The organism is Williamsia sp. Y721 (genome assembly GCF_059683565.1).
This window is the reverse complement of record NZ_JCASNH010000002.1, coordinates 294504-319341: the sequence shown is the minus strand read 5'-3', so window position 1 is coordinate 319341 and position 24838 is coordinate 294504. Positions and strand designations below refer to the sequence as shown.

At 64.1% G+C, this 24838-nt stretch carries 27 protein-coding genes and 2 tRNA genes; 10 read left to right on the top strand and 19 right to left on the bottom strand.

All coding sequences use genetic code 11. From position 1 onward, the window contains the following. On the bottom strand, positions 1 to 717 hold the full coding sequence (locus AC56PL_RS10240; protein WP_497153745.1) for a GAF and ANTAR domain-containing protein: 717 nt from the start codon (positions 715 to 717) through the stop codon (positions 1 to 3). A gap of 242 nt (positions 718 to 959) precedes the next feature. Between AC56PL_RS10240 and AC56PL_RS10235 the strand changes: the two genes are divergently transcribed. From AC56PL_RS10235 to AC56PL_RS10225, 3 genes are all read left to right on the top strand, one after another. Continuing rightward, positions 960 to 1406: an Hsp20 family protein gene (locus tag AC56PL_RS10235; RefSeq protein WP_495513591.1), complete on the top strand. Its 447-nt coding sequence runs from the start codon at positions 960 to 962 to the stop codon at positions 1404 to 1406. A gap of 83 nt (positions 1407 to 1489) precedes the next feature. Then, positions 1490 to 2533 carry an isopenicillin N synthase family dioxygenase gene (locus tag AC56PL_RS10230; RefSeq protein ID WP_497153744.1) on the top strand — a complete coding sequence of 348 codons (1044 nt, stop codon included), beginning with the start codon at positions 1490 to 1492 and terminating at the stop codon, positions 2531 to 2533. A gap of 122 nt (positions 2534 to 2655) precedes the next feature. Continuing rightward, positions 2656 to 3219, top strand: a complete 564-nt coding sequence (locus tag AC56PL_RS10225; RefSeq protein WP_495513589.1) for a dihydrofolate reductase family protein — start codon at positions 2656 to 2658, stop codon at positions 3217 to 3219. 17 nt (positions 3220 to 3236) lie between these two features. Here AC56PL_RS10225 and AC56PL_RS10220 read toward each other — a convergent pair whose 3' ends face one another. Further along, positions 3237 to 4238, bottom strand: coding sequence for a CorA family divalent cation transporter (locus AC56PL_RS10220; protein ID WP_495513588.1), 1002 nt, complete (start codon positions 4236 to 4238; stop codon positions 3237 to 3239). Between the two features lie 18 nt (positions 4239 to 4256). Next, positions 4257 to 5345, bottom strand: a complete 1089-nt coding sequence (locus AC56PL_RS10215; RefSeq protein WP_497153743.1) for a D-alanine--D-alanine ligase family protein — start codon at positions 5343 to 5345, stop codon at positions 4257 to 4259. Between the two features lie 79 nt (positions 5346 to 5424). Here AC56PL_RS10215 and AC56PL_RS10210 point away from each other — a divergent pair, with 79 nt between their 5' ends. From AC56PL_RS10210 to AC56PL_RS10200, 3 genes are read left to right on the top strand one after another with little or no spacing between them, the layout of a single operon-like run. Continuing rightward, positions 5425 to 6750: a UDP-N-acetylmuramoyl-tripeptide--D-alanyl-D-alanine ligase gene (locus AC56PL_RS10210; protein ID WP_497153742.1), complete on the top strand. Its 1326-nt coding sequence runs from the start codon at positions 5425 to 5427 to the stop codon at positions 6748 to 6750. A gap of 10 nt (positions 6751 to 6760) precedes the next feature. Next, the gene (locus AC56PL_RS10205; RefSeq protein ID WP_497153741.1) at positions 6761 to 7876 is read left to right on the top strand and encodes an acyltransferase family protein; all 1116 of its coding nucleotides are present in this window, start codon (positions 6761 to 6763) and stop codon (positions 7874 to 7876) included. A gap of 35 nt (positions 7877 to 7911) precedes the next feature. Continuing rightward, entirely contained in the window at positions 7912 to 9165 is a 1254-nt protein-coding gene (locus AC56PL_RS10200) for a hypothetical protein (protein ID WP_497153740.1), read from the top strand. 15 nt (positions 9166 to 9180) lie between these two features. On the opposite strand, the gene AC56PL_RS10195 is transcribed toward AC56PL_RS10200, so the two are convergent. Beyond that, positions 9181 to 9633, bottom strand: a complete 453-nt coding sequence (locus tag AC56PL_RS10195; RefSeq protein WP_497153739.1) for an acyl-CoA thioesterase — start codon at positions 9631 to 9633, stop codon at positions 9181 to 9183. Between the two features lie 141 nt (positions 9634 to 9774). Here AC56PL_RS10195 and AC56PL_RS10190 point away from each other — a divergent pair, with 141 nt between their 5' ends. Beyond that, positions 9775 to 10758, top strand: a complete 984-nt coding sequence (locus tag AC56PL_RS10190) for an alpha/beta hydrolase (RefSeq protein WP_497153738.1) — start codon at positions 9775 to 9777, stop codon at positions 10756 to 10758. A gap of 99 nt (positions 10759 to 10857) precedes the next feature. Here the strand turns inward: AC56PL_RS10190 and hisC are convergent, their stop codons facing one another. Next, a complete protein-coding gene (gene hisC / locus AC56PL_RS10185) occupies positions 10858 to 11922 on the bottom strand; it encodes a histidinol-phosphate transaminase (protein WP_497153737.1) in 1065 nt (354 codons plus the stop codon). 117 nt (positions 11923 to 12039) lie between these two features. On the opposite strand from hisC, the gene AC56PL_RS10180 reads away from it, so the two are divergent. The 3 genes from AC56PL_RS10180 to AC56PL_RS10170 all read left to right on the top strand — a co-directional run bounded on the left by AC56PL_RS10180 (position 12040) and on the right by AC56PL_RS10170 (position 12729). Then, positions 12040 to 12131 (top strand) — tRNA-Ser (locus tag AC56PL_RS10180). Between the two features lie 55 nt (positions 12132 to 12186). Next, positions 12187 to 12259, top strand: a tRNA-Arg gene (locus tag AC56PL_RS10175). Positions 12260 to 12357: 98 nt separating this feature from the next. Beyond that, on the top strand, positions 12358 to 12729 hold the full coding sequence (locus AC56PL_RS10170) for a hypothetical protein (protein WP_495513580.1): 372 nt from the start codon (positions 12358 to 12360) through the stop codon (positions 12727 to 12729). Positions 12730 to 12820: 91 nt separating this feature from the next. Here AC56PL_RS10170 and AC56PL_RS10165 read toward each other — a convergent pair whose 3' ends face one another. From AC56PL_RS10165 to AC56PL_RS10100, 14 genes are all read right to left on the bottom strand, one after another. Continuing rightward, the gene (locus tag AC56PL_RS10165; protein ID WP_495513579.1) at positions 12821 to 13357 is read right to left on the bottom strand and encodes a glutathione peroxidase; all 537 of its coding nucleotides are present in this window, start codon (positions 13355 to 13357) and stop codon (positions 12821 to 12823) included. Between the two features lie 88 nt (positions 13358 to 13445). Further along, positions 13446 to 13757: a hypothetical protein gene (locus tag AC56PL_RS10160; RefSeq protein ID WP_495513578.1), complete on the bottom strand. Its 312-nt coding sequence runs from the start codon at positions 13755 to 13757 to the stop codon at positions 13446 to 13448. 181 nt (positions 13758 to 13938) lie between these two features. Beyond that, the gene (locus AC56PL_RS10155) at positions 13939 to 14484 is read right to left on the bottom strand and encodes a phage tail protein (protein ID WP_497153736.1); all 546 of its coding nucleotides are present in this window, start codon (positions 14482 to 14484) and stop codon (positions 13939 to 13941) included. After that, positions 14485 to 16422 (bottom strand): putative baseplate assembly protein, encoded by a 1938-nt coding sequence (locus AC56PL_RS10150; RefSeq protein ID WP_495513576.1) that lies wholly within the window; start codon positions 16420 to 16422, stop codon positions 14485 to 14487. Positions 16423 to 16427: 5 nt separating this feature from the next. Then, complete coding sequence (locus AC56PL_RS10145) at positions 16428 to 16889, bottom strand: GPW/gp25 family protein (protein WP_495513575.1); 462 nt, start codon at positions 16887 to 16889, stop codon at positions 16428 to 16430. A 6-nt stretch (positions 16890 to 16895) separates the two neighbouring features. Continuing rightward, positions 16896 to 17177, bottom strand: a complete 282-nt coding sequence (locus AC56PL_RS10140) for a PAAR domain-containing protein (RefSeq protein WP_495513574.1) — start codon at positions 17175 to 17177, stop codon at positions 16896 to 16898. A gap of 11 nt (positions 17178 to 17188) precedes the next feature. Further along, positions 17189 to 18895, bottom strand: a complete 1707-nt coding sequence (locus AC56PL_RS10135; RefSeq protein ID WP_497153735.1) for a VgrG-related protein — start codon at positions 18893 to 18895, stop codon at positions 17189 to 17191. 5 nt (positions 18896 to 18900) lie between these two features. Then, positions 18901 to 19665, bottom strand: coding sequence for a CIS tube protein (locus tag AC56PL_RS10130; RefSeq protein WP_495513572.1), 765 nt, complete (start codon positions 19663 to 19665; stop codon positions 18901 to 18903). Continuing rightward, complete coding sequence (locus AC56PL_RS10125) at positions 19662 to 20102, bottom strand: phage tail protein (RefSeq protein ID WP_495513571.1); 441 nt, start codon at positions 20100 to 20102, stop codon at positions 19662 to 19664. The genes AC56PL_RS10130 and AC56PL_RS10125 overlap by 4 nt, the downstream gene beginning before the upstream one ends. A 43-nt stretch (positions 20103 to 20145) precedes the next feature. Beyond that, complete coding sequence (locus tag AC56PL_RS10120; RefSeq protein WP_497153734.1) at positions 20146 to 22233, bottom strand: hypothetical protein; 2088 nt, start codon at positions 22231 to 22233, stop codon at positions 20146 to 20148. Next, on the bottom strand, positions 22233 to 22376 hold the full coding sequence (locus tag AC56PL_RS10115) for a DUF6760 family protein (protein ID WP_497154285.1): 144 nt from the start codon (positions 22374 to 22376) through the stop codon (positions 22233 to 22235). Before AC56PL_RS10115 ends, AC56PL_RS10120 begins: the two co-directional genes overlap by 1 nt. 11 nt (positions 22377 to 22387) lie before the next feature. Then, complete coding sequence (locus tag AC56PL_RS10110; protein WP_497153733.1) at positions 22388 to 22819, bottom strand: hypothetical protein; 432 nt, start codon at positions 22817 to 22819, stop codon at positions 22388 to 22390. Next, positions 22812 to 23264 (bottom strand): phage tail protein, encoded by a 453-nt coding sequence (locus tag AC56PL_RS10105; RefSeq protein WP_482136936.1) that lies wholly within the window; start codon positions 23262 to 23264, stop codon positions 22812 to 22814. The genes AC56PL_RS10110 and AC56PL_RS10105 overlap by 8 nt, the downstream gene beginning before the upstream one ends. Before the next feature lie 34 nt (positions 23265 to 23298). Then, positions 23299 to 24831 carry a phage tail sheath subtilisin-like domain-containing protein gene (locus tag AC56PL_RS10100; RefSeq protein ID WP_497153732.1) on the bottom strand — a complete coding sequence of 511 codons (1533 nt, stop codon included), beginning with the start codon at positions 24829 to 24831 and terminating at the stop codon, positions 23299 to 23301. Positions 24832 to 24838 lie beyond the last annotated feature (7 nt).

Genomic DNA, 24838 nt, shown 5'->3' with positions numbered 1-24838 from the left:
TCACACGCCGGATGTGTCTGCCTCCGGCAGGAGGATGTCGGAACCGGCCTCCACCACTTGGCGAGCGAGCACGGCAAGTCTGATGTTGGAATCCTGCGAGAACCTCCGGAGAAGTGCGAAGGCCTGATCGGCATCGATGCCGAACCGTTCCATGATCATGCCCTTGGCCTGCCCGATCACGTCTCGGCTCTCGACCGCGAGCTGTAACTGTTCGTTCTCGCGTGAGGCGGCGAAGGTGAGAGCTGCGTGGGCCGTGAACAACTCGCCGATCAGCTTGGAATCGGCATTGAATCCGCCGACGGTGCGGCTGTACATGTTCACGGTTCCGATCCTGTTCACGCCCGCGTCAAATGGCAGGCAGAGCATGGCACCCAAACCGGCCGCGGTTGCCGATCGAGAGAATCGGCCCCACCGCGCGTCGCGGGAGACATCCTCGATCAGCACGGTTTCGTGGTGGGTTACCGAGTGCAGGCTGGGCCCTTCCTCGAGGCTCACCTGAAGACTGTCGCAGGTGCTTGCGAACCCGTCGATCGCTACGGTTCGCTCGATCGTCTCCTTGCTCGCGATGACGATGCTGACACCGTCGGCGGTCGGCATGAGATGCTTCGCCTTCGTTGAAATCGCCTCCGCGAGTGCACGAATATCACCGCGTTCTGCGTGGAGTTCCCGAGCGATCGCGGCCAGATCCACGGGGAGGGTTTTTGCGTTCTCGTTCATGGCCATCCTTCGCGCTGCACGAATTCCGGCTGTCGATATTAGCTCGCTGACGGCCGGTTCCCGCGATGCACCCCTTCTGCCGAATATGGCCAATAGGTCTGTGCGGCAGCAGCTCCCGGCAGAAAAATTTTTGCGCGGAAGGGCTTGGCACTCCCGCCTGTGGAGTGCTAAAACTATCGGGCACAGTGATTTGGTCGCCCGCCAGGGTGGCGGGCCATGAGCGACGTAGGAGGTGGGTTGCTGTGCTTCGATTCGATCCTTTCAGTGATGTTGATGCGTTGACCCGCGGATTGCTGGGTGCCCGAACCGAGGGGGCGGGATCTTCGCGAACTCCCCGGTTCATGCCGATGGATCTGTGCAAACTCGATGGGCATTATCTGCTGACGGCTGATCTCCCCGGCGTGGATCCGGGTTCGGTCGATGTGAACGTCGACAACGGTGTCCTGACGCTCTCGGCGCAGCGCACCGCCCGGTCCGATGACGGCGTGCAGTGGTTGACCAATGAACGGTTCTTCGGAAGCTATCGTCGCCAACTGTCGTTGGGTGACGGAATCGACACCGCCGGAATCAGCGCGCACTACGACAATGGTGTTCTCTCCGTGACCATCCCGATCGCAGAAAAGGCCAAGCCTCGCCGCATCGAGATCGAACACTCCGACAACGTTCGCTCGATCGAGTCCAGCGGCTGACAACTCGCCAGAGATCGTCGCTCGACATGCGGGCTCCGTGGGCGCTGAACTAACGTTGACGCAAGCGCTGCGGAGGAGTTCGGATGACATCTGATTTTGTGGTCCCCACTGTCGACATCATGGCATACGTGAGTGGGGGAACTGCCGCCGAGCGGGCTGGCGTCGCTGAGCGCATCGACGCGGCCTGCTCGGCGGTCGGTTTCATTCAGATTGTCGGACACGGTATTTCGACCGGGGTGACGGATGTCTTCGCTGCCGCGATGGACGGGTTCTTCGCCTTGCCGCTCGAGGTCAAGAAGGCGTATCGGACACCTCCGCGCATCAATCGCGGTTACACCGCGCCGAAGTCGGAGTCCCTGTCGCTGAGTCTCGGTGTCGAGTCCGCCGATCGAATGAACGACTTCTTCGAGGCCTTCAACGTGGGGTCCTGTGCGGCCGACTATCCCGATCATCACCTCCCGCAGGACGACTACGCCGAAAACCTCTGGCCGACAGAAGCTCCGGAGTTCGAGGCGGGGGTATCGGCCTACTATGCCGAGGCGGCCAGGGTGGCACGCACGCTCACCCGGATCTTTGCCGATGCCCTGGATCTGGAGCCTGACTTCTTCGCCGGGTTCACCGACCATTCCCTCGACGTATTGCGGATGAACAACTACGCCTTGCCCCCCGGCGAGATCGACGTCGACGGTGAGCTGACCGGGATGGGTGCGCACACCGATTACGGGATCGTCACCGTCCTGTGGGCTGACCAGGTGAAAGGTCTTCAGGTCCTCGACCACGACGGGATCTGGCACGACGTCTCACCCGCCGACGGTGCGCTGCTGGTCAATCTCGGCGATCTGATGGCGCGCTGGACCAACGAACGCTGGATGTCCACGCTGCACCGGGTGAAACCGCCAATTGTCAACGGCGTCATCGAACGTCGACGTTCGGCGGCCTTCTTCCACGACGGCAACATCGACGCGACGATCAGCACCCTGCCGTCGTGCATCGGCGACGGCAGCAAATACGAGCCGGTGACGGTGGCCGATCACCTCGCGGCCAAGCTCGCCGGATCACGTGCCGGGGTGGCCAATGCCGCGGCCGAACGAGAGGCCGCCCGCGTCCGGGCTTCTGCCACGACTTGACCCCGATCGCACCCCGATGATGTGGCCTTTTGGCGGCGGCCACCTGCGCGTTTGTTCGCCAAAAGGGCACACTATCGGGAGCGCGCAGGACAGACTTTCCTTCAGAACCCTGAAGGAGGCGCATGGCAAAGCTCATCTACTCGATGCTCACCTCGCTCGACGGCTACGCCGAGGCGGCGGAGGGCGACCTCGGCGTCGGGGCCGCCGACGACCCAGAGGTGCATACCTTCATCAACGACCTCTTCCGCCCAGTCGGCACGTATCTCTACGGACGCCGGATGTACGAGACGATGGTCTTCTGGGAGACCGCGCATACCGAGCCCGACGCGCCTGCGCACATCGTGCAGTACGCCCGCGACTGGCAGGCCGCGGAGAAGATCGTGTACTCCACGACGCTGGAATCGGTGTCCAGCGCGAAGACCAGGATCGAGCGGACCTTCGACCCGGACGCGGTGCGCAAGCTCAAGGCCGAGGCTGATCGGGACCTCACCGTCGACGGCCCGAACCTCGCGGCCCAGGCGATCGCAGCCGGACTGGTGGACGAATACCACCTGTTCATCACCACGAGCGTGGTCGGCGGTGGCAAACGGTTCTTCCCCGACGGTGTGCGACTGGATCTCGAGCTGGTCGAGGAGCGCGCTTTCGACAACAGCGGACTGATCTACGCGCGCTACCGAACACGCTGAGCCGCCGGCGGCTCCGACTAGAGCCAGTCCTTACGCCGGAAGAGCATGTAGAGAATCGTCACGGAGGCGACGATGATGACCACGCTGATGGTGAGGCCGAACGTGTTGCCGAATCCCGGGAATCTGACGTTCTGACCGAAGAACCCGGTCACCGCCGTCGGCACCGCGATGATGGCGGCCCACGAGGTCAACTTTTTCATCACCGAGTTCAGCCGGGCATCCTGTAGTGACAGGTTTGTCTCGAACAGCGTTGTCACCATGTCGCGCAACGACTCTGTCCACTCGGTCGCGCGTAGAACATGGTCATAGAGGTCGGTGAAGCTCGCATCGAGCGCCGGATTGGCCCTGTTCTCGAGTCGGTTTCGCTGGATCAGGTTGACCACTTCGCGCATCGGGAGCACCACCCGGCGGAGTTTGACCAGGTTCTTGCGTACCCGGTATGTGCGTCGCTGGAGGTCCTGGCTGTTGTTGTTCTCCTCGAAGAGCAACGACTCGAGATCCTCGATGCTGTCGTCTAGCATCTGGACCGCGTCGAAGTGACCGTCGACGACGACGTCGAGGAGTCCATGGACCAGCACCCCGATGCCGAGCTTCTCGTCATCCATCGCATCCCAGCGCTGTGTGACCACATCCATATCGAAGTCTTCCGACAACCGCACCGTGATCAACACGTTTTCCTTGATGAACATGGAGATCCGGTGGATGTGTAAGGCGCCGTTGGTGGACAGCGACGGATCTTCGTGGATGTCCACGCCGTAGACGGTCATGAACTTGTGGTGCGGATAGCTGACCGCTTTGACGCGCTCGGCATCGGCGAGGGCGTCTTCCACGGCCCAGGTGTTCAGATCGAGTTCATCGGCCAGCTTGCAGAGGGCTTCATGGCTGGGATTCACCAGATCGGCCCAGGCCAGCGTGGTGTCGTCGGCCAGACAGTCGGACAGTGATTCGATGTCGAAACCGTCCTGGAGTTTGCCGTTTCGCCAGATCCGGCCGCGCACGTTTTCGATCACACTTTTCATCGTGCCATCCGGGCTACCTCAGTGGTCGGTGGAGAACCCCGACCGCACCTGGTGTCGCTGCTGTGCGAGGTCGACAAGCCGGTTGATCAGGTCGCTGTAGCCGAGGCCGGAGGCCTCCCAGAGCTTCGGATACATCGAGGCCGGGGTGAACCCGGGAATCGTGTTGATCTCGTTGAGAAGCCAGCCGCGACCGTTCTCCTCATAGAAGAAGTCGACGCGGGCCATACCGGAACACCGCAGCGCAAGAAATGCGCGTTCGGCCAGCCGGCGGACCTCTGCGATCTGGTGATCGGGCAGTTCCGCCGGGATGACCAGACCGGCTGCACCGGTGACGTACTTGTCCTCGTAGTCGTAGAACTCTGCGCCGGGGAGGATCTCGCCGGGTACCGACGACTTCGGCTCCCGGTTGCCCAGGACGGCGACCTCGATCTCGCGGGCGGTCACCGCCTCCTCGATCACCACGACCTCGTCGTAGCGCAACGCCAGCTCGATCGCGGTGGCCAACCCGGCGCGGTCGGTGGCCTTCGAAATGCCCACCGAGGAACCGAGATTGGCAGGTTTGACGAAGACCGGCAGGCCGAGGGTGTCGATCGCCCGTTCGATCAGGTCGTCGACATCACCGGAACCGGCACGGTATTCGACCCACTTGCACTGCGGGATCTGGGACTGCGCGGTGACGACCTTGGCCATCGCCTTGTCCATGCACACAGCCGAGCCGAGAACCCCGGCGCCGACGTAGGGGACGCCGGCCAACTCGAGCATGCCCTGGACGGTGCCGTCCTCGCCGTGCGGTCCGTGCAGCAGTGGCAACACCACGACCGTCTCGTTGTCGGCGCGCTGCAGTGCCGAGAGCGGGTCGATCTCAGTGCCTTCGGGCTCGAGTACGCCCGGCAACTCCAGTGTGGCGTCGGCCAGTGTCGCGATCGCCTTGTCGTTTCGGATCCACTTCCCGTCGCGGGTGATGCCCACCGGGATCAGCTCGTACCTCGAACGGTCGGCCGCGGCGAGGACGTGTGCCGCGGTGATGCACGACACGTCGTGCTCCGCGGAGACACCACCGAACAGCACAACAAGACGGATGCGGTCGGATGATGCGGGATTGGCCATGCGGCCACGATAGGCCAGCGCCGAACCGGACATCGCCGGTGGTTGGTGGTCACGCCCGCCCGCCCGGTAGCGTCGATGCGTGCGATTCAAGGCGAGTGACGTGGCAGCGGCGACCGGTGGAAAACTCTTCGGCCCCGATCTGGAGATCGATGGCGCGAGTATCGATTCTCGCGGCATCAGGCCAGGCCAGCTGTTCGTGCCGATTGTTGCCGAACGCGACGGACATGACTTCATCCCCGGCGCGCTTGCGACCGGCGCGACGGCGTACCTGACCGCGCGGGCGGTTGACCAGGGCGATGCCCAGACCGCAGCCATCAAGGTCGCCGACACCGCACTGGCCCTGGCTGACCTCGGTCGCGCTGCTCGGGCCCGGCTGACGGGTCCGGTCGTGGGCGTGACCGGTTCGGTGGGCAAGACATCGACCAAGGACCTGCTCGCGGCGGTCCTGGCGACCACGTTCGTGACCGCGGCCAACGAGCGTTCGTTCAACAACGAGCTCGGACTGCCGCTGACACTGCTCGGTGCCCCCGACAACACCGAAGCGGTGGTCGTCGAGATGGGCGCCCGTGGCATAGGTCATATCGAGCTGCTGTGTGACATCGCTCGCCCGACCGTCGGCATCGTGACCCGCGTCGAAGGTGTGCACCTCGAATTGTTCGGAGATCTCGATTCGGTGGCGCGCGCCAAGGGCGAGTTGATCGAGGCGCTGCCCGCCGACGGACTGGCCGTGCTGAACGCCGACCATCCGGTGGTCGCTGCGATGGCGCAGCGCAGCGCCGCCAGGGTGCTCACCTTCGGGCTGTCGTCGAGCGCCGATGTGTACGCCGACGACATCGTGATGGACGCCGAACTGCGGGCGCGTTTCACGCTGCACACACCGTGGGGCACCACGCAGGTCGCGTTGGAGGCCCGTGGAGAACACCAGGTCGCCAATGCACTGGCCGCCGCTGCTGCGGCCGGTGGCATCGGCGTGGGCATCGAGCAGATCGCCGCCGGGCTGGGCGGTGCGGCCATCTCCGGACTCCGGATGGAACTGAGCCGTACCGACGCCGGGGTGCAGATCCTCAACGACGCCTACAACGCGAACCCGACATCGATGTCGGCCGCACTCGATTCGTTTGCCACCCTCGATGCCCGGCGTCGGGTTGCGGTGCTCGGCGTGATGGCAGAACTCGGTGGATCGGCAGCGGCCGAACACCTGGCCATCACCGAGCGGGCCCGGGGGCTGGGTATCGAGGTGATCGCAGTGGCGGCTCCCGACTACGGACCGGATGCCACCCACGTCGTCGACGTCGACGCAGCCGTTGCCGCCCTCGGAGATCTGCGATCCGGAGATGCGGTCTTGGTCAAGGGAAGTCGCGTCGCGGCCCTCGAGCGGGTGGCCGACGCTTTGTCGGCCCTCTGACCCAGGCCTGATGACACCGCGCCCCGGATTCACCCCGTCACTCACGGGAATCCGGGGATTGGCGGCGATGCTGGTGTGCGCCACCCACGCCGCATTCTGGACGGGCAAGTACACCAACGACTTCGAGGGCTGGTTCTTCGCCCGCCTCGAGGTCGGTGTGACGATCTTCTTTGTGTTGTCGGGCTACCTGCTGTTCACACCCTGGGTGCGATCGCTCCAGCAAGGTGATCCCAAACCTGATGTGCTGCGGTATTTCTGGCGCCGCGCGGTGCGTGTTCTGCCCGCCTACTGGCTCACGGTTCTCGGTGTCTACCTCATCTTCGTGTGGCGTGACGACATCTCTGATGTCGGGCACGGGCCGACCGGGCTCCTCCGCAATCTCACACTCACGCAGACGTACGGATTCGGTTATCTCCATTCGGGTTTGACGCAGATGTGGAGCCTCGTCGTAGAAGTCGCCTTCTACCTGATGCTCCCGGTGTTCGCGTGGCTGATCGGACATCTGATCTGCCGTGGAGGTTGGCATCCGGGCCGGATGATCGTGACCATCGGTGGGCTGATGATGATCACCCCTGTGTGGGCGCTCATCACGGCCGGCGGGGGTATCGACGTGACCGCGCGATTGTGGCCACCTGCCTTCCTCGCGTGGTTCGCCGGCGGGATGCTGCTGGCCGTACTCGCCCGGGTGGTCACGATCTGGCCGCCGACGTTGTCGGTGCTGGTGGGGCTCGTCGCGTTCGAGATCGCCTGTACGTCGATTGCGGGGGAACCGACCATCACCCCGGCATCCACCTCGGCGACGATCGTGAAGTCGGTGCTCTACCTGATCGTGGCGTTGGCCCTGCTGGCGCCATTGGCGATCGGCCCGCGCGGACACTGGTGGGACCGGACGCTGTCACAGCCGGCGGTGGTCTGGTTCGGCGAGATCTCCTACGAGTTTTTTCTTGTGCACGTCATCGTGATGGAACTGGCGATGAATCTGCTCGGATATTCGCTCTTCAGCGGTTCGGTGGTCGGCGTGTTCATCGTCACGTCGGTCCTGTCGACCCCGGTTGCCTGGGCGCTTCATCGGGTGACCGCACCGCTCTGGCGTCGGGAAACGGCCTCGCTCGAGCGCATCCGGTAATACTGGTTGAAAGCCCGCAACTCCCGGAGGCCCCGATGGTCGACAGTTCTGCCTTTGCCGCCTCAGGCGGTGCCGCGAACATTCGCCGCTGGTGCGAGAACTCTCGTATGCCGGGCAGGCAACCCGATCTGTCCGATCCAGCGGCCATCCTGATCGCGTCCGGATTCCTGTCCGACCAGGCCCGGGCAGTACTTGTCCGTCGCAGCACCGCCGGTCTGGCGGTCCCGGGGATCGGTGGGTTCGGTGAGTTGCGGCGTCTGCAGCGTGAGGTCGGACAGCTCGAGGATCAATTGCGCAATCCCCGGGTCCCCAGGGTCGCGGCGCTGGTGGTGCGCTCGCGGGTGGTGGCCCTCACGCGGCGGCGGGATGCCGCTCGTAACCTCGTGACGGCATCGAAACCGGTTTTTGCCGGAACGGTCCGCGGCATCCGGCGCGAACGCCGGGAGGGCCTTCACCTCGACTTGAGTGACCGGGAGCGGTTGTTCAACGGGCTGCTGTTCACACCTTGCCCCAACGCGCTCGACGTCAACTACCTGCGGCGTGCCACCGCGATGGCGGCGAGTACCGCGGCGGGCGTCATCGGGCAGCTGACCGACAACCGGTCGAAGGCCGGCCAATGGGTGGCCGGGAAAGCAGCAACCTTCGACGACGCCGAACAAGATGAAACATCTTCTGGCAGTTCTCGGTTCGTCGATGGATACGAGACGTTGCTCTACGTTGCGGGCAACGCGTATGACCGGATCGTGCGTTCGCCGGTCTGGCACAGTGACCATTTCGTGGTTCAGCGCGGCCAGATCAATGTGCATGCCGAGATCGCCGAGATCGCAACCGATGTCATCAACCTGCGAACCGTTCGTATCGAACTCGATCGTGTTCGGGCCGTGGCCAATTCGGACCAACGTCTTGCCGAGCAGTTGCGGTCGCGGGAGGCCGAGTTGCGGCCCGTCTGGTCGCAACTGATCGATCGGGTGGCGGCGCTCTGGGACGTTGCCGATGCGGTGGCCGCCGCGGCGGTGGAGCTGAAGGTTCTCGATCAGGTGAACTACGCCGGAACCATCGACCAGCGCATCGACCACCTCATCGCCCGGTCGGGTGAGCGGGAGTTGTCGGCGGAGAACACACGGCGTCTCGGTGAGCAGCTCGGTGCCGGACGGGAGCATCTACGTGACTACCGAAACATCCTGCAGGGAAACGTGACTCCGTTTCCCGACGAAGGCTCCTCGGCTGCGGTCCCGCCCATCCCGGCGCCGCCGCGGGCGGCAGGTCCGCGTAAGCAGATCGAAAACTGAACGCGGGCAGCATGTTCAGTCCCGGGACCACTGCCTGAGGTAGTCCTTCTCGACGTCGGTGAGCCGGCGGAGGCGTTGTTTTTCCACGTCGACAACTGCCATCTGGGTGCTGGCCACGCAGGCCGGTTTGCCGGTGGCTTCGGCGTGTGCCGAACGAACTTCGTATCCGATGGTGAAGTCCACGGAGCGGAAACCCTTGATCCACATGCTGATCCGCAACGGGCTGTCCTCGTGTCGGAGCTGTGCCTGATAGCGGATCTCGACGGTGACGATCATCGCGCTCTTGATGAGCGGTGCATACTGTTCACCGGCGCTCATCAGCCAGGCCACCCGGGCTTCTTCCATCAGGGTGACCATCCGGGCGTGATTGATGTGACCAAACGCATCCATGTCCGACCACCGCACGGGGACCTCGGCAACATAGGCGAATGAGTCTGCGGCATTTGAGGTATTCGTCGGATTTTCCATATCTCACATGATCCATGCCGCATTTCTGAACTGGAACCCTCGCCCGAAAATGGCTCTGTGAGTTGGCTGAGAGTTTTCCATCGTTCTGTACCCTCGGTAGCCTTCGGTCCGGGGATTCGACAACAGGGGAGTGGTCAATTCATGGAGCGCGTTGCACGTGTGATTCAGGCTATGGGTGGACTGGTGGCGTCTGCCGCGTTGGCCACGTCGGGGGCTGCAGTGGTGACCGCGGCACCACCGACGGCCGAGATCGAGACCGTGACGCAGGTCGGTCCACAGAGGCAAGACCTGACGATCGCTTCGCCGGCCATGGGTGGTGACGTCAAGATCAGCGTGCTCACACCCGCCGATCTGACCAGCCCGCGAGGCACGCTGTATCTGCTCGACGGTGCAGGTGCCAAGGACCGCGTCAGTGACTGGCTGACCAAGGGCGGTGCAGAGGAGTTTTTCGCGGACAAAGACGTCACCGCCGTCCTGCCCTCGGGTGAAGGCGCGTTCTATACGAACTGGCAGAGTCGCGACGCGGTGTTCGGCCAACCCCAGTGGGAGACCTTCCTCACGAAGGAGCTCCCGCCGCTCATCGACGCGACGTTCAACGGCAATGGCAACAACGCGATCGCCGGACTGTCGATGGGTGGGCAGGCCGCCTACGCGCTCGCCGCGCGAAAGCCGGATCTGTACACCGGTGCCGGGTCGCTCAGTGGCTGCCCGCCGGTGACGGGCCTGGTAAACGAGAGTTATGTGCGCACCACGCTGGCCAAGGACGGCGCCGACGCCACCAACATGTGGGGGCCATTCGGTTCATCGGGATGGACCGACCACGACCCATCGCATCGGCTCGACGCGCTGCGCGGCAAGAACCTCTTCATCTCCGCGGGCTCTGGGATCCCGGGTCCGCTGGATCAGACGACGAAGCTCGACGAGGGTCTGACCCGGGAACAGATGATCGCCGCAGGCGTGACTCTCGAAGCCGGTGCCTACCGCTGCTCGGTTGAGTTCGCGGTGCTGATGCGGGCCAGTGGGGTGGAGGCCACGTCGAAGTTCCGCGCCGTCGGCACCCATTCGTGGCCGTACTGGAAGCAGGATCTCAAGGCGATGTGGCCGGTACTGGCCCGCGGGCTCTGACCGGAGGTCGTTACTCGTGCGCCTGAGTCGGCCGCTGCGGCGCCGGAGGTTGCCTGTGCATCCCCGAGGTTGCCCCAGGGCCTCCGACGGCGGCTGCGGCTAGCTGCGTGCGGCTCGAGCGCGGGCGAAGTCGAGGAATGTGTTGTTCTCGCCTTCCTCGGTGATGGTCACCCGCACGCCGTCGCCGTCGAACGGCCGGATGATGACGCCGGCCTCTGCTGCGTCCCGGGCAAAGGGCAGCGAGTCGGAGCCGAGATCGAGCCAGACGAAGTTGGCCTGGCTCGGCGGGATGCGGTAGCCGGCCGACCGCAATTCGGAGGTGACACGGTCACGTTCGAGAGCGACCGAACCGGTGCGCGCGAGAAGTTCTTCCTTGGCGTGCAGGCTCGCGATGGCAGCGGCCTGCGCCAGTGAGTTGACGCTGAACGGCACGTGGACCTTCAGCAGTGCATTGGTGACAGAGGGGTCGGCGACCGCGTAGCCGACGCGGAGGCCGGCAAGGCCGTAGGCCTTCGAGAAGGTCCGCAGCACAACCAGATTCGGATACCGGCGGTGCAGTTCGATGGCGTCGTAGCGTAGGGACTCGTCAGGCCGCATGTACTCGAAGTAGGCCTCGTCGAGGGCGACCAGGACATCGGACGGGACTCGGTCCAGGAAGGCGATCAGGCTGGCGGTTTCGACCACGGTGCCGGTCGGGTTGTTCGGGTTGCAGATGAAGATCATCCGGGTGCGCTCGGTGATCGCGGCAGCCATCGCAGGCAGATCGTGCACCAGATCGTCGTTCAGCGGCACCTGCACCGGCGTGGCCCCGGCCACCCGGGTTGCCAGCGGATAGGTCTCGAACGACCGCCACGCGAAGAGCACCTCGTCGCCGGGACGGGTGGCGATGGTGATCAGGTTCTGGCAGAGCGTCACCGATCCGCAAGCGGTCTGCACGTTCTCGGGGGCGACGTCGAGGTGCTTGGCCAGTTCTTCCGTCAACGCGACCGCGCCGTTGTCGGGATAGCGGTTGACGCGCGACGCCGCTTCGGCGATGGCCGCAGCCACACTGGGCAGCGGACCGAACGTGGTTTCGTTGCTCGCCAGCTTGAGGGCGCCGGGGATGTTCTTGCCCGGGACGTAGGCGGGCACATCGGCTAGGTCGGGACGAATACGCGGGGTCACCGATCCAATCTAGCGCTGCGACGTCACGTCGCCAGAAAGTGCCGCTGATCAGACGGTTTGCTCCGTTCGGTGAAGCGTGTGTAATCTTTGGTCCGGCAGTTCGAAAGGACTCCACCAGGAGGCGTGCCAGAGCGGCCGAATGGGACTCACTGCTAATGAGTTGTCTCGCTAAAACGAGACCGGAGGTTCAAATCCTCTCGCCTCCGCCAGTACGACCGAATGGATGCACGACCAGTTAGACCGTTGGACAACTGAACACAGCACGCGCCCGTAGCTCAACGGATAGAGCACTTGACTACGGATCAAGAGGTTAGGGGTTCGAATCCCTTCGGGCGCACAACGGAAATCCCGGTGATGATCATCACCGGGATTTTCTGTATGTGCAACGGGGTGGGTCGATACGCGAATTGGTGTGATGTCAGCAACAATTGGGCGATGACCATCTATGTCTCGAGTCCGCAGATTCCCTACATCCTGACGTTCGAGGATGTCGACCGCGATGAGGTCGCCCGCGAGATCCAGCGCAGCATCGTCGGTGCGACGGAGACGATCGAGGTGCCGGGGACCACGGACTATTTCGAGGAGGTCGTGCCCCCGTTGGTGATCGCACTCGATGCCGCCGATGCCGCGTTTGTCATCAACTGGGGGCAGGTGGCGTTTGTGGAGATCACCGAGGACGATCCGAATGAGGTGACACCGGGAGCGTTCGGGCGGCCATATCTCGAACTCAGTACCTCGGACGGGGTCTTCGATGAGGGTGACGAAGAGTTCGAAGACGACTTCGATGAGGACGCTGAGGCCGGGTAGTCCCGTACCACGTAAAGACCGAAGCCACCGCGGTCATCAATTGACCGCGGTGGCTTCGGATTTGAAGTTGGGTGTCAGGTGACACTTTCGATCAGGAAAGCACGCTCTCGAGATCCGCACTGATCTCTTCGGGCGTGACGGTGGGTTCGTAGCGTTTGATGACGGCGCCGTCGCGGCCGACGAGGAACTTGGTGAAGTTCCATTTGACCTCATCGGTCCCGATTGCTTCGGGACGCGACTTCTTGACGTGGTCGTAGAGGAAGCCGGCATCCGGGCCGAATTCTCCGGGAGCCTCGGCGCGCAGGTAGGTGAACAGCGGATCGGCATCTTCTCCGTTGACTTCGACCTTGGCGAAGATCGGGAAGGTCACGTTGAAGTTGACGTTGCAGAACTCGGCGATCTCGTCTGCCGTTCCGGGCTCCTGGCCACCGAACTGATTGCAGGGGAAGCCCAAGATCTGCAGGCCCTTGTCCTTCTTGTCGCGGTACAGCGCCTCGAGACCTTCGTACTGCGGGGTCAACCCGCACTTGCTCGCCACGTTGACAACCAGAAGAACCTGGCCCTCGTAGTCCTTCAGTGATTGTGTGCCGCCATCGGCAGTGGTGGCGGCGAAATCATGAGTGCTCATCGAGTTCTGTTTCCTCACATCTGAATCTGGTGGGCAAGTGCACTCCACGTTAGCGTGGAGATTGACATCCCGATGCGTTGAACGTTGCTCAGCTGGACACGAGAGCTGCCTGTACCGCCGCGGCGAACTCGCGGCCGGGCCCGCCGAAGACCCTGGTGTCGGGAAAGTACATCGAGGCCAATCCGCTCAGCAGTGAACCGCATGCCCCCGGTCGCACCGCGACCGCAAACCACATCCCCATCGAACATCCCTGGATAGTCCGCGTCCAATCTCCATGCTCGTCGATGGCGCTCGCGATCCGGAGGACTTCTTTGGGATCCTTGACTCCGGGTACGCCATCCAGCTTCTGGACGGGCGTCTGCTGATCTGCGGCTGATGGCGGGTAGGTGATCGAATGCATGGGACTCTCCTGTGCGATGGGAGTTGGCCGCTTGGCCAACATATTGACCGTCGCACGGGAGGGGTGTGTTCGTTGCAGGTCAAGCCACTATTGACGGAGTTTTAGTGCGCGCAAACACAGATGAGCGTTCATTGAGTTAATAGTCACCATGTCCAAAAGTATGGTGAATAACAAATGTTGTTCAGTTGGACTCCGAGGTCACTTGGACGCGATGGTGTATGTGAGCCGGTTTCACCATCGCAACGACTGCGTCGAGACGACGTTGATCGATAGTCGACGGGTCGTCGACCCGCACTGTGACAGTCACAGATACTTCCCCGGCCGGGGTGCCGGTCGAGGTGGGAGACGTTGAACTGACCACGCCTCCGGTCTCGTCGATCTCGGGTATCACCCCGAACGCGGCGGTTACGGAATCGCGCAGCCCCGTGGTCGTCCCGCGCCAGCGCAGCGCCTCGGCACCTGCCGAGATCAGCTCGCGTTTGCGGTCCGCACTTTCGTGGCCCTGCAGGGTCAGGCCGATCCAGCCGGCCAGCCAGTTCAGGGTCTCGGGAGGTGCGGTTGCCGGATCGAGGTAGGCGGGAAAGGAATCGAGTACCAGGAACACCGGCGCGAGCATGTCGTCGAACGACTCGCAGAGTCCCTGGGCGTAGAAGTCGTCGTGATAGATCCCCGGAAGGGTCCCGAGAACGGGGATCGGGGTCTGAAGAGATGCGAGCCGCCCGCGCATCTACAACACCCTGGCCTGATGCTGATGTGAATGGACCAGCCCGTTCGCCGGCAGTTGCAGCCGGTCGGTCGGCTGACCGCGTCGGCCCGTCGCCGGGCCCACCGGAAACAGCTGAACGGTCACCTCGCCGCCCATGTCGATGCCGGGGACCGCTGCCAGTGTTGCGCTGATCTCCGGGATGCCCACCGGTCGTCCGACGGGCCAGCCGGTGCCCGCGTGGCCGCCGACGAGTGGATGCAACATCCGGTACAGCGCGCGAAGCACATCCTGCTGGACCGTCTGCTTGTCGAATCCGGCCAGTGCCGACACACTCACGACGATGGTGAGCCCGATGTACTGCGGTGGCTCGAGAAGCAAACGGGTGCCGATCAGTCGTCGGCGGTCGAGATACTCCGCGATCCGATCCATCGTCTCCGGCAGTGGCGTCAGATCCCCGAGCCGGATCTGGCCGAGTTCGTCCGAGGCGACATGTGGCACCACCAGCACCCGCACCTCACCGGCCGCGGCATCGGCGGTCAGGCAGTGCACCCGGGCGATCTCTGGTGCCGCCTGTCGGGTGAGCTCCTCGAAATCCTCTGCAGTCACGGCACGTCCGCGTGATCGCAGCACCACCGGTCCCCGGAGTTTGAGCTCTTCGACCGTCTCGGGCGCCGCGCCACCGACCGCGGCGGTTCGGTTCTCCACGCGGGTGATGTACGGGACGCTTGTCTTGAGAACCCGAAGTTGGCCGGCACCCACGTTTCCTCGCGTTCCGCCGCCGATCCGGTACTCGCGCAGCCCCAGGACCGCACCTTTTCGAGGAATCGCACCGAACCCGCGCACCGTGCCATCGGCGTTGCGGACCGACGGTCCGAACACGACCTCACCGGATACGGCATCGAGGTGGAACACCCGGTCGTCGTCACCGGAATCAGCGAAGTCGTCCACCGCATGCCATTCGGTCCTCTCCTGCCCATCGGTGACGGTGAGCACCCCTGGCCGGGTGCCGGGCACGACGGGTTGTTGTTGCAGCGTGAACCGTTGTGCGGCAGTGCCGTCCGATAGGCCGAGGACCTCGCCGGTCACCGAGCGTGAATGAGCCGCGGCAACCGTGCCGCCCACGGTGCACGCCGAGATCGCGTCGATGTGCGGCGATCTGGAATAGGTCGGCTGATCGGGAAGCGGTTCGAGGAGACGGCAACGCAGCCACCCCGCGCGGTGGCCGGCGATCAGAGCATTCGAATGATCCTCTGGCACATGGACGATGACATCCCCGGGCTCGTTGAATCCTCCGGTGTCGTCACGGTCGAGGTCGCAGTCGACCCAACCCCGCTCGGTGAGTGCCTCCCATCGCAGTGGGGGCCGACGGGGGTCGACACCCACTCCGGAAACCCGGCAGGAGATCCGTAGCAGTACCGCGCAGGACGGCACCGGATTGCTCAGGCCGACGAGCAGTGCATCGTCGGGGGTCGGCGAGGCGGAGAAGCAGTCGAACCCGCCGTGTCCCAACGACAGGGTGCGGTCGATGACCTCGCCGCCCGATGGCGCCGAGAAGACCTGCTCTGATGAGCAGGGCACCACGTCCAGCGCGCGGTCGGTCGAAAACACAACGGGCTCTGCGATATCGGTGCGGTCGGTGCTGACCTCGCTCGCGGACCGTACGGTGACGGTTTGTGTCTGCGGTGCCGACAGCCAGAACGTCACCCTGGTCCGGGCCGAGGACGCCGGACGCATCTCCAGGCCCAGTAGATCCAGGAACTCGAGGTAGTTGCGTTCGGGGACCCGGTTGAGGCGGTAGATGAGCTGGTCGACCATGTGCGCGACCGCTTCGATCAGCGTGATGCCGGGATCGGAGATGTTGTGATCGGACCACTCGGGGAATCGCTGTCGCACCAATCGGCGGGCATCGTCCACCAGGTTCTGGAATCCGCGGTCGTCGAGATTCGGGGCCGGGAGCATGACGGTCACCTGGCTTTCTGGCTGTTGGAGCCAGTCTCCGGGGAGACGGCGGGGGTGTGATCTGGCTCGTCGGGGATGACATAGAACGGGAAAACCAGGTTCCGGATGTCGTTGCGGCCGTGGATGCGATAGCCGACGTCGATGTAGAACGTCCCCGAGTCGGTCCCGTCGAAATCGACGATCACGTCTTCGACATCGATGCGCGGTTCCCAGTCCTCGAGTGCGGTACGTACATCGCGTGCGATGGCGGCGGCGGTCGCCGATCCGGCAGGCGCAAAGATGTGATCGTTGACGCGGCAGCCGAATTCCGGGCGCATGGGGCGTTCGCCAGGTGAGGTTCGCAGGATGATCTCGATGGCCTGCTCGATGTCGGTGCCGCCGGTCGCCAGCGCGAACGCTCCGGTCGGGTCGGTGCGGAGCGGAAAAGCCCAACCCGCGCCGATGAAATCTGCACCAGTCGTGGACATCCGAGATCACCCGCCGATCAGGACGGTTGGGGCGCCGGCCACGATGGGTGCGCCGCACGCGGACATGTCGCCGACCCGGGCCGCGGGGCGGCCGCCGATCAGTACCGTCGGAGATCCGGGCGGGACGATGGCGCTGGGCGGATGCACCGCCGGTGGCGGGAACGAGCAGATGTGGGGTGTTCCGACGGTCGCGGCGGGGCGGCCCTCGATGAGGACGGTGGGCACTCCGGGTGGCCCGACGACCCCGGGATGTCCGGTGGGATCTGAAACCCGTGCTGCAGGTGGCATGTTCGGTCCTCTCAGTTCAGCTTGATCGGGGTGCCGGAGATGGTGAGAGGGCCTGACGCCGAAAGTTCTGCTGTGGCGCCCGCCTTCACCGAGACTCGCTGTCCACGGAGTTCGAGTTCACCGGCACCGGCGTCGATGACCACACCGGTCTTGCCCTCGATGTGGACCTTGCCGTCGCTGTGCACGGTGACCGCGGAACCGACGGCGTCGAGTTCGATTCGCACCGATTCCGAAGCGCTGGACAGGACCACGCCTTCGGTTCGCCCAGCCTGGTCGTTCAGGTCTATTCGGTGGCCGAGGCGTGACACGAATGACCGCCGATTGACCATTCCTGATCCCGGGTCGATGAGTGTGACGCCCTTGGCGTCCGGGGTGTCGACTCCGTTGAACAGACCACCGAGCACATAGGGATGGTCGGCGTTGCCCTGTTCGAAGGCGACCAGTACCTCATCTCCGACTTCCGGAAGAATCAGCGCCCCACGGTCTTTGCCCGCTCCGGCCTGGACTGTGCGGGCCCAGCCGCTCACGTAGTCGTCGGAGAGCTGGGGAAAGGTGAGCTTGACACGGCCCGCGGACATCGGATCGTTGGCGTCGGTCACCTGGCCGATGACGACGCCGTTGCCGACTCCGCTGCCGGGCGTGGCGGTCAGTCCCAACAGGCTGCGGTCATGGCTGCTCGAGACGGTGAACGCGGTGGTGAATCCGGTTGCGGGATCGAATCGGTGGCGGGCGCTGCTCACCACGAACTTGCCGTCGAAGGGCTCGCCCAGGTTCTCCAGGGATACCGAGCTGCCGGCACGGAGCTTCGGGTTTCCGTATGCGACGGCATCGATCTCGGCGAAAGCTCCTGCTATGGAGGCAGATCGGGCCGAGGCAGCCGTGTCGGCCTCGGCCTGGGTGCGCAGACCGGAGTCGTTGCCGACGTAGACGGGACCGCCGAAGGTCGACGCGAGTTGTGCGGGGTCGATGCCGGGGACCTGTGCGCTGGTGGTGGTGGCCTCTGCCGTCCCGACGATGGGTCGTTTGGTGGCCACGTCCCAGCCACGCATCTCGACCTTGCTGACCTGCTGGCCGGCGGTCAGGGTGGACCGCAACCGCGTGATGTCGGTGCCGTACTGCAAGACCAGAGGATTCTCCGGATCGCCTGACGGCGCCGTGTCGGCGTGTGCCGGTGGCGCAAAGTCAAGCGCGCCGTCGCGGACGGCCACTTCGTACCCGATGTCGCGGGCCAGCGCATTGAGGAACTCCCAATCTGTCCGGCCCCGTTGTGAAATGTGTTCGAAGACCGTTGGTGAGGGTTCGATCCGGCCAGGCTTCAGGCCGGCCCGCCGGGCACATTGTGTGGCGGCATCCGCAGCCGTCGCCTGCGTGTACGAGGCGGTGTGCCGGGCGCGAAACAGGCGGTGGGACTGGTCGTAGCCACGAATTGTGGTGAACGTGCCCGACTTCTCGAAGTCTGCCTCCACCGCTGTCACCTCGCCGCTGATCAACGGCGCCGGTTCCGGGTTGTGGTCGGTGACCACGGAGATCAGAACGACTGCGCCGATCTTCGCCCCGGCCTCGGACAGGACCGTGCGTCCCGGATCGCGGAATCTCAGGGTGAACGCGTCGGGCAACGTGGTGCTGGTGTCGACGTGCGCGGATACCAGTGAAGTGCTCAGGTCGGCCGCAAGTACCGAGCCGTCGATGGTGATGGTGAACCCGCCGGTGGTGGCCATTGACGTCACCCCCGCGCCGCGGCGAGATCGTCTTTGGCGGGCAGGCGGAGCACGGTACCGCTGGGCACCCGCATCGGGTCGTCGATCTGGTTGACATCGGCGATGCGCCGCCAGAGATGTTGGTCGCCATACTCGCAGAACGCCAAGCCGGCCAAGGTCTCCCCGGCAACGAGGACATGGGTGCGGCGGGCGGAGGCCGCCCGCGACGTCGGATTCTGGCCACCTTTGCCACCGGGCATCTCCTCCAGCTCGACGGTGCACACGGCGCGTAGCGGGGTACCGCTCGTCGAGAACAGTGTGAACTTTGCACTGACCTTGGTGATGAAACCCGGAAAACTGGTCAGCCCACCCCATTTGAAGACCACCAGGGGTGGGATGGCGGTGGCCGTACCCGATGTCGAGGCGGTGGGAACGCAGCACGACATCAGTTTGTCGACCTTTTCCATCACCGAGTTGTCCTGCTTTGCACCGGCATCGAGGAACATCTCCAGCGACAGCTTGCAGGGTTCGGCACCCATGAACTCTGCGGCCCCGGCTTTGGCAGCGCCTTTGGCGGGCTTGCTCTCCCACTTCGCCGATTTCGCGATCGTCACCTCCTTGGGATTGAACTGGAACTCGATCGCTCCGAGCTTTCCGCCCGGTTTGGCGCCGCCGGGCGCCTTCTTGGCCTCGAACAATTCGAGTTCGGCGTGTACCACGGACGGCGAACCACCACCGGCCGAGTCTTTGGACGCCGGGGCCGCGGACCGCAATGCGATGGAATCACTCATGCGGCACTGCCTTTCACTCCGGTGATGCCGCGATGCGTCAGCTCGAGGGTCTCGGTGGCGACCTTGGGGGTGTCAGGGTTCAAAGTGGGTCCCGTCCAGCGGACCGGCAGGACGCCTTCGAGAGCCCACTCCGCGACGATCTCCCCGGCAGAGTTCCGGGCCGCAATCGTTGCGGTCCCTGGTGTGTAGCCACTCACCACATCGGTCACCCACTTCACGAGCTTGTGGCTGTCGTTCGAGACCGGCCGGGTGAGTTTGATGTTCGTGAACTTGATACGGGTCGGGAGCTGCCACACCATGCCGTTGTTGCCACCCTCTTCACGTTGCTCCACGACAATCTCCAGACCGAGCCCCTCGCAACTCGCGAAGTCGCCGAGTGGTGCGCTGTCGACGTCGACGGTGAAGCAGACGCTCACCGCCGGATCGGTGTCGGTCATCGTCGTATTCTCCTGTCCCGTGCTGGATGTCGGTGTTCGATGGTCATCGTTCGGTCAGCAGTCCGCTTCTTTCACGGTCGAGCCAGAGCTCGGCGCGAAGGCGTGCGGTGAGGGGTTCATAGAGTTGCCGCGCCAGCTCTTCGATATCAGGTGCCGCGACTGCCGGTGCGACTGCCGGTGCGGGTGCGGGAGCAGCGGCCGCTCCCGCACCCTGCGCCACCGATCGGGCTGCGGACAGCGCTGATGCGGGTACACCCGAGGCATCGGAGGTCGCCTGCGTCGCGCGATCGATCAACCCATCGAGTACTCCCGCGGCATCGGGGACTCCTGGCAGGTCTGAGACGTCGGGCAGATTCGGGAGATACTGAGCCCCGGGGAGTTCGGGCATCTTTGGGATACCTGGGATGTCCGGTACACCGGAAATGTTTTGGATACCTGGAATGCCCGGGAGACCCGGGATCCGGGGCATTTCCGGGTGGTTCGGAATTGCGGTGGGCAGACCGGTCGGCATTGTCGGTACGTCCGGGAGAGTGCGCTTCACCTGATCTGCAACGCCGGCCGATCGATTGGCCGGTGAGAACATCTCCGCCAGTGGGACCGGGTTCGATGGCAGCGACGGTAGCGATGGGAACATCGAGCGTTGCACGCTGGGAGCAGGACCTGATGTGTGCTCAGGTGCCGTATCGACAGTCCGGGATACCGGGCGTCCGACAGCGCTTCGACGACCCGGTGATGATGTCATGCGCTGAACGGACGCGATGGCGTCTGCATGTTTGACCGGAGTTGTTGTCGGGCGGATGTTTTGAGCAGATTGCGCGTTGTCGGGTGGATGGAGGGACGTATTCGAAGACGGCCGGGGTGTGGCACGCGTCCAACTGGGTTGATACACAGGCGCGGGTTCGGGGGCCGGGGATGAAGGGGTTCCGGACGGCGATGGTGCGTCGGTCACAGTTCGTTGCATCGCGCTGCCCACTGCGCGCCAGATGGCGGGTGTGGTGTTCGGTGAACCGTCGACCATGCGCAAATCACTCTCGGCGGCACCCAAATTGCCGCTGACCGTGCCGAAATCACTGGGCACCGTGTCAATGGTGCGTACCGTGCTGTGCACATCAGGGGGTTCGGGATGCGCCGTGTCATTCGCGCTCGTTGGTCTCGGCACCAACGCCGGTGGTCGGGGAGCGAGGCCATTGGCTTGAGGCGTAGTCGGTACGACCGCGGGCGGGGCAGCATCGGCGGAACCTCGATGGACTTTCTGGACCGCCGAAGAATGGCGCGGACTGGTCATATGTCCACTGACCGGATTGGTCCGCGCGGCGTCAACACCAGCACGCTGGATGGTCTGATGGACACGCTCGGTGGTCGGTTCGGCCCACCGGATGGTGTCTTCGGCGCGCTCGGTGGGTGGCTCAGAACGCTTGGCAGTCGTTTCGACCCCCTGAACGGTGTGTTCGGCACGTTCGAGGGGTTGGTGGGCCCGCTGGAGGGTCTTTTCGGCACGGTCGGTGGTGATTGCGACGCGGTCGGCAGCGGGGGTGGGGATGGGGGTGGTGAAAGATGTCTGGGCTGAGCGCTGGATGGGCAGGGGTGCCGCACGAGGCACGGGCGCGGCGCTCACCGGCAGTGAGGCCGGTGCGGCGATGTCGTCCACGATCACTCCTGCAAGTACCGGTGGTGTGTTGTCGCTGTGCGAGTCGAGATCGGTCACCACGGGCGTCTCTCGGGCTGCCTGGCCTTCGACGGGCGGCCTGGTCGTGATGGCCGGTGTAGGGATGGCCATGCGCTGCAAGGGCCCTCGAGTGGTAGATGCAGGCTTCGCCATTGGGGGAGGTCGGAGTGCGGGAGCTGTCGGTGCCGCGGGGGGAGTCGGTTCCGGTGTGGTCTCTGGGGCCAGCATGGCCGGATCGTCCGCCAGATCGACGGTGGTGCACAGCGGATGTCCGAAACATGGATCTGCCGACGTCGTCAGTGACGAGGTGAACCCGCCGACGTCGGTGGTGGTGGCGATCGGTGATGTCGTCGTCCGGACCGGCGGCGGCAGGTGCCGGGCGCGCTGCACGGGGACCGCATACACGGATGTCGCGGGTGTTGCGGGGGTGTGGGCAGTGCGCCCCCGAGGCCACCAGGTCGGCATCATCGGTTCCCTTCGTCGTTGTTCAGCTGAGCAATCTGTGCGACGTACTTCGCCCGCTCAGCGTGTTCCAGATCGAACAGTTCAGCTCTGGCCCAATGGAAGTGGTAGGCAACGTACGAGACCTCGGCATAGAGTCGTTCGATCCCGTACGTCGCTATTCCCCCAGGCGCCCACCGGAAAGGTCGACGGAGAACTCGGCGTTACAGTTCGGACAGATGACGCCGGCCCGGGTGTGCCCCTCTTGGTTCACCCGGCGATACATGTCCTGCAGAAACGCCAGATCTGTGGCAAACATGTTCTCCACCAGTCCGGCGTGGACGTCATCGATGCCACCGATGCGGGTCACCACGCGGCTGATCAGGATCACCGTGAGGTAGCCGGGGTTCTCGCGGACGCGGTCATCGCGTTGGGAGACGAGCTCGTCGCGAGCGGTTGCCAGTCGCATTGTTCCTTCACGGTGGATGGTCCCCGCTGAATCGACATAACCCCTCGGCAGCACAAATGCGAACTCGGTACGCAATTCATCGCCACCCGAGGAGTTTTCGTCGGAGCGATCGATCACCGCGACAGCATTGGTTCTACGCACCGTCGACCTCCACGCGCTCGTAGGTGAGGACGAGTTTTTCGGTCAGCACGCTGGTGTCGCCCGCTTTGAGGGAGTTGATCTCCAGGCTCTTTGGCCAGGCATTGGTGACCTTGTAGCGCTTGACCGCAGTGCCCTCGTAGTCGTAGACCACGATCGCCCCGCCCTTGCGGACGTCGCTCATCTTGCCCAATTGTGAGTCTTTGACCCACTTGTCGAAGCTGTTGTCCTCGGTGAGGGGCCGGGTGAGTGTGACTTCCCCGGCCTTCCACCGGCCGGGGAGCTTCTTGACGGTGTACTTGCCGTCGGCGGCGGTGTTCGACTTGTACTCGATCACATCCTGTTCCATCTTGAGGCCGGTGACCTCGGTGATGCTCTTGATCTGGATGCCATCGAATTCGAGCCCGAAGGAGTGGCCGACGGAGCTGTCGAATTCGGGGAGGGCCATGGTGTCACTTCGCTTTCAGCAGTGGTGGATTGGGCTATTCGGCAACAAGGCTGGTGCCGCCGGAGTACTGGGACAACCGGAAGATCACGAACTCGGCGGGTTTGACGGGTGCGACGCCGATCTGGCAGACCACCTCGCCCGCGTCGATGCCCTCGGCGGGGTTGGTCTCCGCATCGCACTTGACGAAGAAGGCCTCGTCCGGTGTCCCGCCGAACAGGGCGCCGCGCCGCCACTCGTTGACCAGGAACGCGCTGATCGTGCGCCGGAGTTTTGCCCACAGCGCGGGATCATTCGGCTCGAAGACCACCCAGTTGGTGCCGTCCAAGATGGACTCTTCGAGGTAGTTGAAGAGCCTGCGGATGTTCAGGTATCGCCAGGCCGGGTCCGACGACATCGTTCGGGCACCCCAGACGCGGATCCCGCGTCCGGGGAAGGCCCGAATACAGTTGATCCCCACCGGATTGAGCAGATCGTGCTCACCTTTGGTGATCTGGGTCTGTAGGGTTACCGCACCCCGGACAACTTCATTTGCCGGCGCCTTGTGGACGCCACGGGTGTCATCGTTGCGACCCCAGATCCCGGCAACAAAACCGGACGGCGGGAGGAACACTCCCTTGCCCGGGCTGACCCAGGGCCAGTACAGGGCGGCATATTTCGAGTCGTATCCGGTGGTATCCACTCGCCACTGTTTGACCTGTTGCGCGGTGAGGTCCGGCGGGGTGTCCAGGATCGCCATCCGGTCGCCCATCAACTCACAGTGCGAGATCATGGCCAGTTGAACGGCTTTCACGGTGTCGACGTCGATGGCGCCCTGCTGATGGGCCGTCATCAGATCCGGGATGCACACCATCGTCACCTCGTCGATGGCCTCGAGTCCGGAGAAACCGCTCCGCGCGGCCACATCGCCGACGTAGTCGTCGGTGGACAGCGTCGACGGGACGATCGCGGTGGGTGCCGGCACGACAAGTGTTGCGCTCTGGCCGGGGGACAACTCGTCGGAGGACTTTCCAGAGAGAGTATCGATCTTGACGAGTTTCGACGCGGCGTTGACCACGGTTTTCACGCTGGTCTGCCCGCGACCGGTGGTGATCCCATTGTGTTCTTCGACCACTTCGTTGCCGCGCCGGATGAGCAGCTTCATGCTCCCCTCGGGCGGCGATTCACCGTCGGCTTCGACGATGTCGACACGCAGACTTCCGTCCACCGCGCCGGCATCGATTGCCGTCACCTTCAGATTCCCGATCTCTGCCTGTGGCACAGGCGATTCCAGTGCTCTGTTGCCGGATCCGTCGCCCTCGGACAGCGATCTTCCGATGCGGACGATGTAACAGTTGCCGCCGCCATTCTGGAAGTAGGCGAAAACCGACTGTGCCAGTGCAGCATTGCCGAGATATCCGCCGAACGTGTTGGTGAACTGTGTCCAGTTGCTCACCAGGGTTGGTGTGTCGAAGGGACCGGATTCGGCGAGACCGACAAAGGCGGCAACCGCGGTCCCCACCCCCTCGATGGGGCGTGATCCCGAATCGACTTCCTCGACGTACACACCGGGGGAGAGGTAGGAAGGCATTGCGACT

Coding starts and splice junctions, on each gene's coding strand:
- AC56PL_RS10195 (WP_497153739.1), bottom strand. CDS start 9,633: ATGGAAAATCCGACGAATACCTCAAATGCCGCAGACTCATTCGCCTAT.
- AC56PL_RS10190 (WP_497153738.1), top strand. CDS start 9,775: ATGGAGCGCGTTGCACGTGTGATTCAGGCTATGGGTGGACTGGTGGCG.
- AC56PL_RS10160 (WP_495513578.1), bottom strand. CDS start 13,757: ATGCATTCGATCACCTACCCGCCATCAGCCGCAGATCAGCAGACGCCC.
- AC56PL_RS10170 (WP_495513580.1), top strand. CDS start 12,358: ATGACCATCTATGTCTCGAGTCCGCAGATTCCCTACATCCTGACGTTC.
- AC56PL_RS10150 (WP_495513576.1), bottom strand. CDS start 16,422: ATGCTCCCGGCCCCGAATCTCGACGACCGCGGATTCCAGAACCTGGTG.
- AC56PL_RS10130 (WP_495513572.1), bottom strand. CDS start 19,665: ATGAGTGATTCCATCGCATTGCGGTCCGCGGCCCCGGCGTCCAAAGAC.
- AC56PL_RS10105 (WP_482136936.1), bottom strand. CDS start 23,264: ATGGCCCTCCCCGAATTCGACAGCTCCGTCGGCCACTCCTTCGGGCTC.
- AC56PL_RS10230 (WP_497153744.1), top strand. CDS start 1,490: ATGACATCTGATTTTGTGGTCCCCACTGTCGACATCATGGCATACGTG.
- AC56PL_RS10240 (WP_497153745.1), bottom strand. CDS start 717: ATGAACGAGAACGCAAAAACCCTCCCCGTGGATCTGGCCGCGATCGCT.
- AC56PL_RS10220 (WP_495513588.1), bottom strand. CDS start 4,238: ATGAAAAGTGTGATCGAAAACGTGCGCGGCCGGATCTGGCGAAACGGC.
- AC56PL_RS10135 (WP_497153735.1), bottom strand. CDS start 18,895: ATGGCCACCACCGGCGGGTTCACCATCACCATCGACGGCTCGGTACTT.
- AC56PL_RS10140 (WP_495513574.1), bottom strand. CDS start 17,177: ATGCCACCTGCAGCACGGGTTTCAGATCCCACCGGACATCCCGGGGTC.
- AC56PL_RS10225 (WP_495513589.1), top strand. CDS start 2,656: ATGGCAAAGCTCATCTACTCGATGCTCACCTCGCTCGACGGCTACGCC.
- AC56PL_RS10165 (WP_495513579.1), bottom strand. CDS start 13,357: ATGAGCACTCATGATTTCGCCGCCACCACTGCCGATGGCGGCACACAA.
- AC56PL_RS10200 (WP_497153740.1), top strand. CDS start 7,912: ATGGTCGACAGTTCTGCCTTTGCCGCCTCAGGCGGTGCCGCGAACATT.
- AC56PL_RS10205 (WP_497153741.1), top strand. CDS start 6,761: ATGACACCGCGCCCCGGATTCACCCCGTCACTCACGGGAATCCGGGGA.
- AC56PL_RS10120 (WP_497153734.1), bottom strand. CDS start 22,233: ATGCCGACCTGGTGGCCTCGGGGGCGCACTGCCCACACCCCCGCAACA.
- AC56PL_RS10125 (WP_495513571.1), bottom strand. CDS start 20,102: ATGACCGACACCGATCCGGCGGTGAGCGTCTGCTTCACCGTCGACGTC.
- AC56PL_RS10155 (WP_497153736.1), bottom strand. CDS start 14,484: ATGCGCGGGCGGCTCGCATCTCTTCAGACCCCGATCCCCGTTCTCGGG.
- AC56PL_RS10100 (WP_497153732.1), bottom strand. CDS start 24,831: ATGCCTTCCTACCTCTCCCCCGGTGTGTACGTCGAGGAAGTCGATTCG.
- AC56PL_RS10145 (WP_495513575.1), bottom strand. CDS start 16,889: ATGTCCACGACTGGTGCAGATTTCATCGGCGCGGGTTGGGCTTTTCCG.
- AC56PL_RS10215 (WP_497153743.1), bottom strand. CDS start 5,345: ATGGCCAATCCCGCATCATCCGACCGCATCCGTCTTGTTGTGCTGTTC.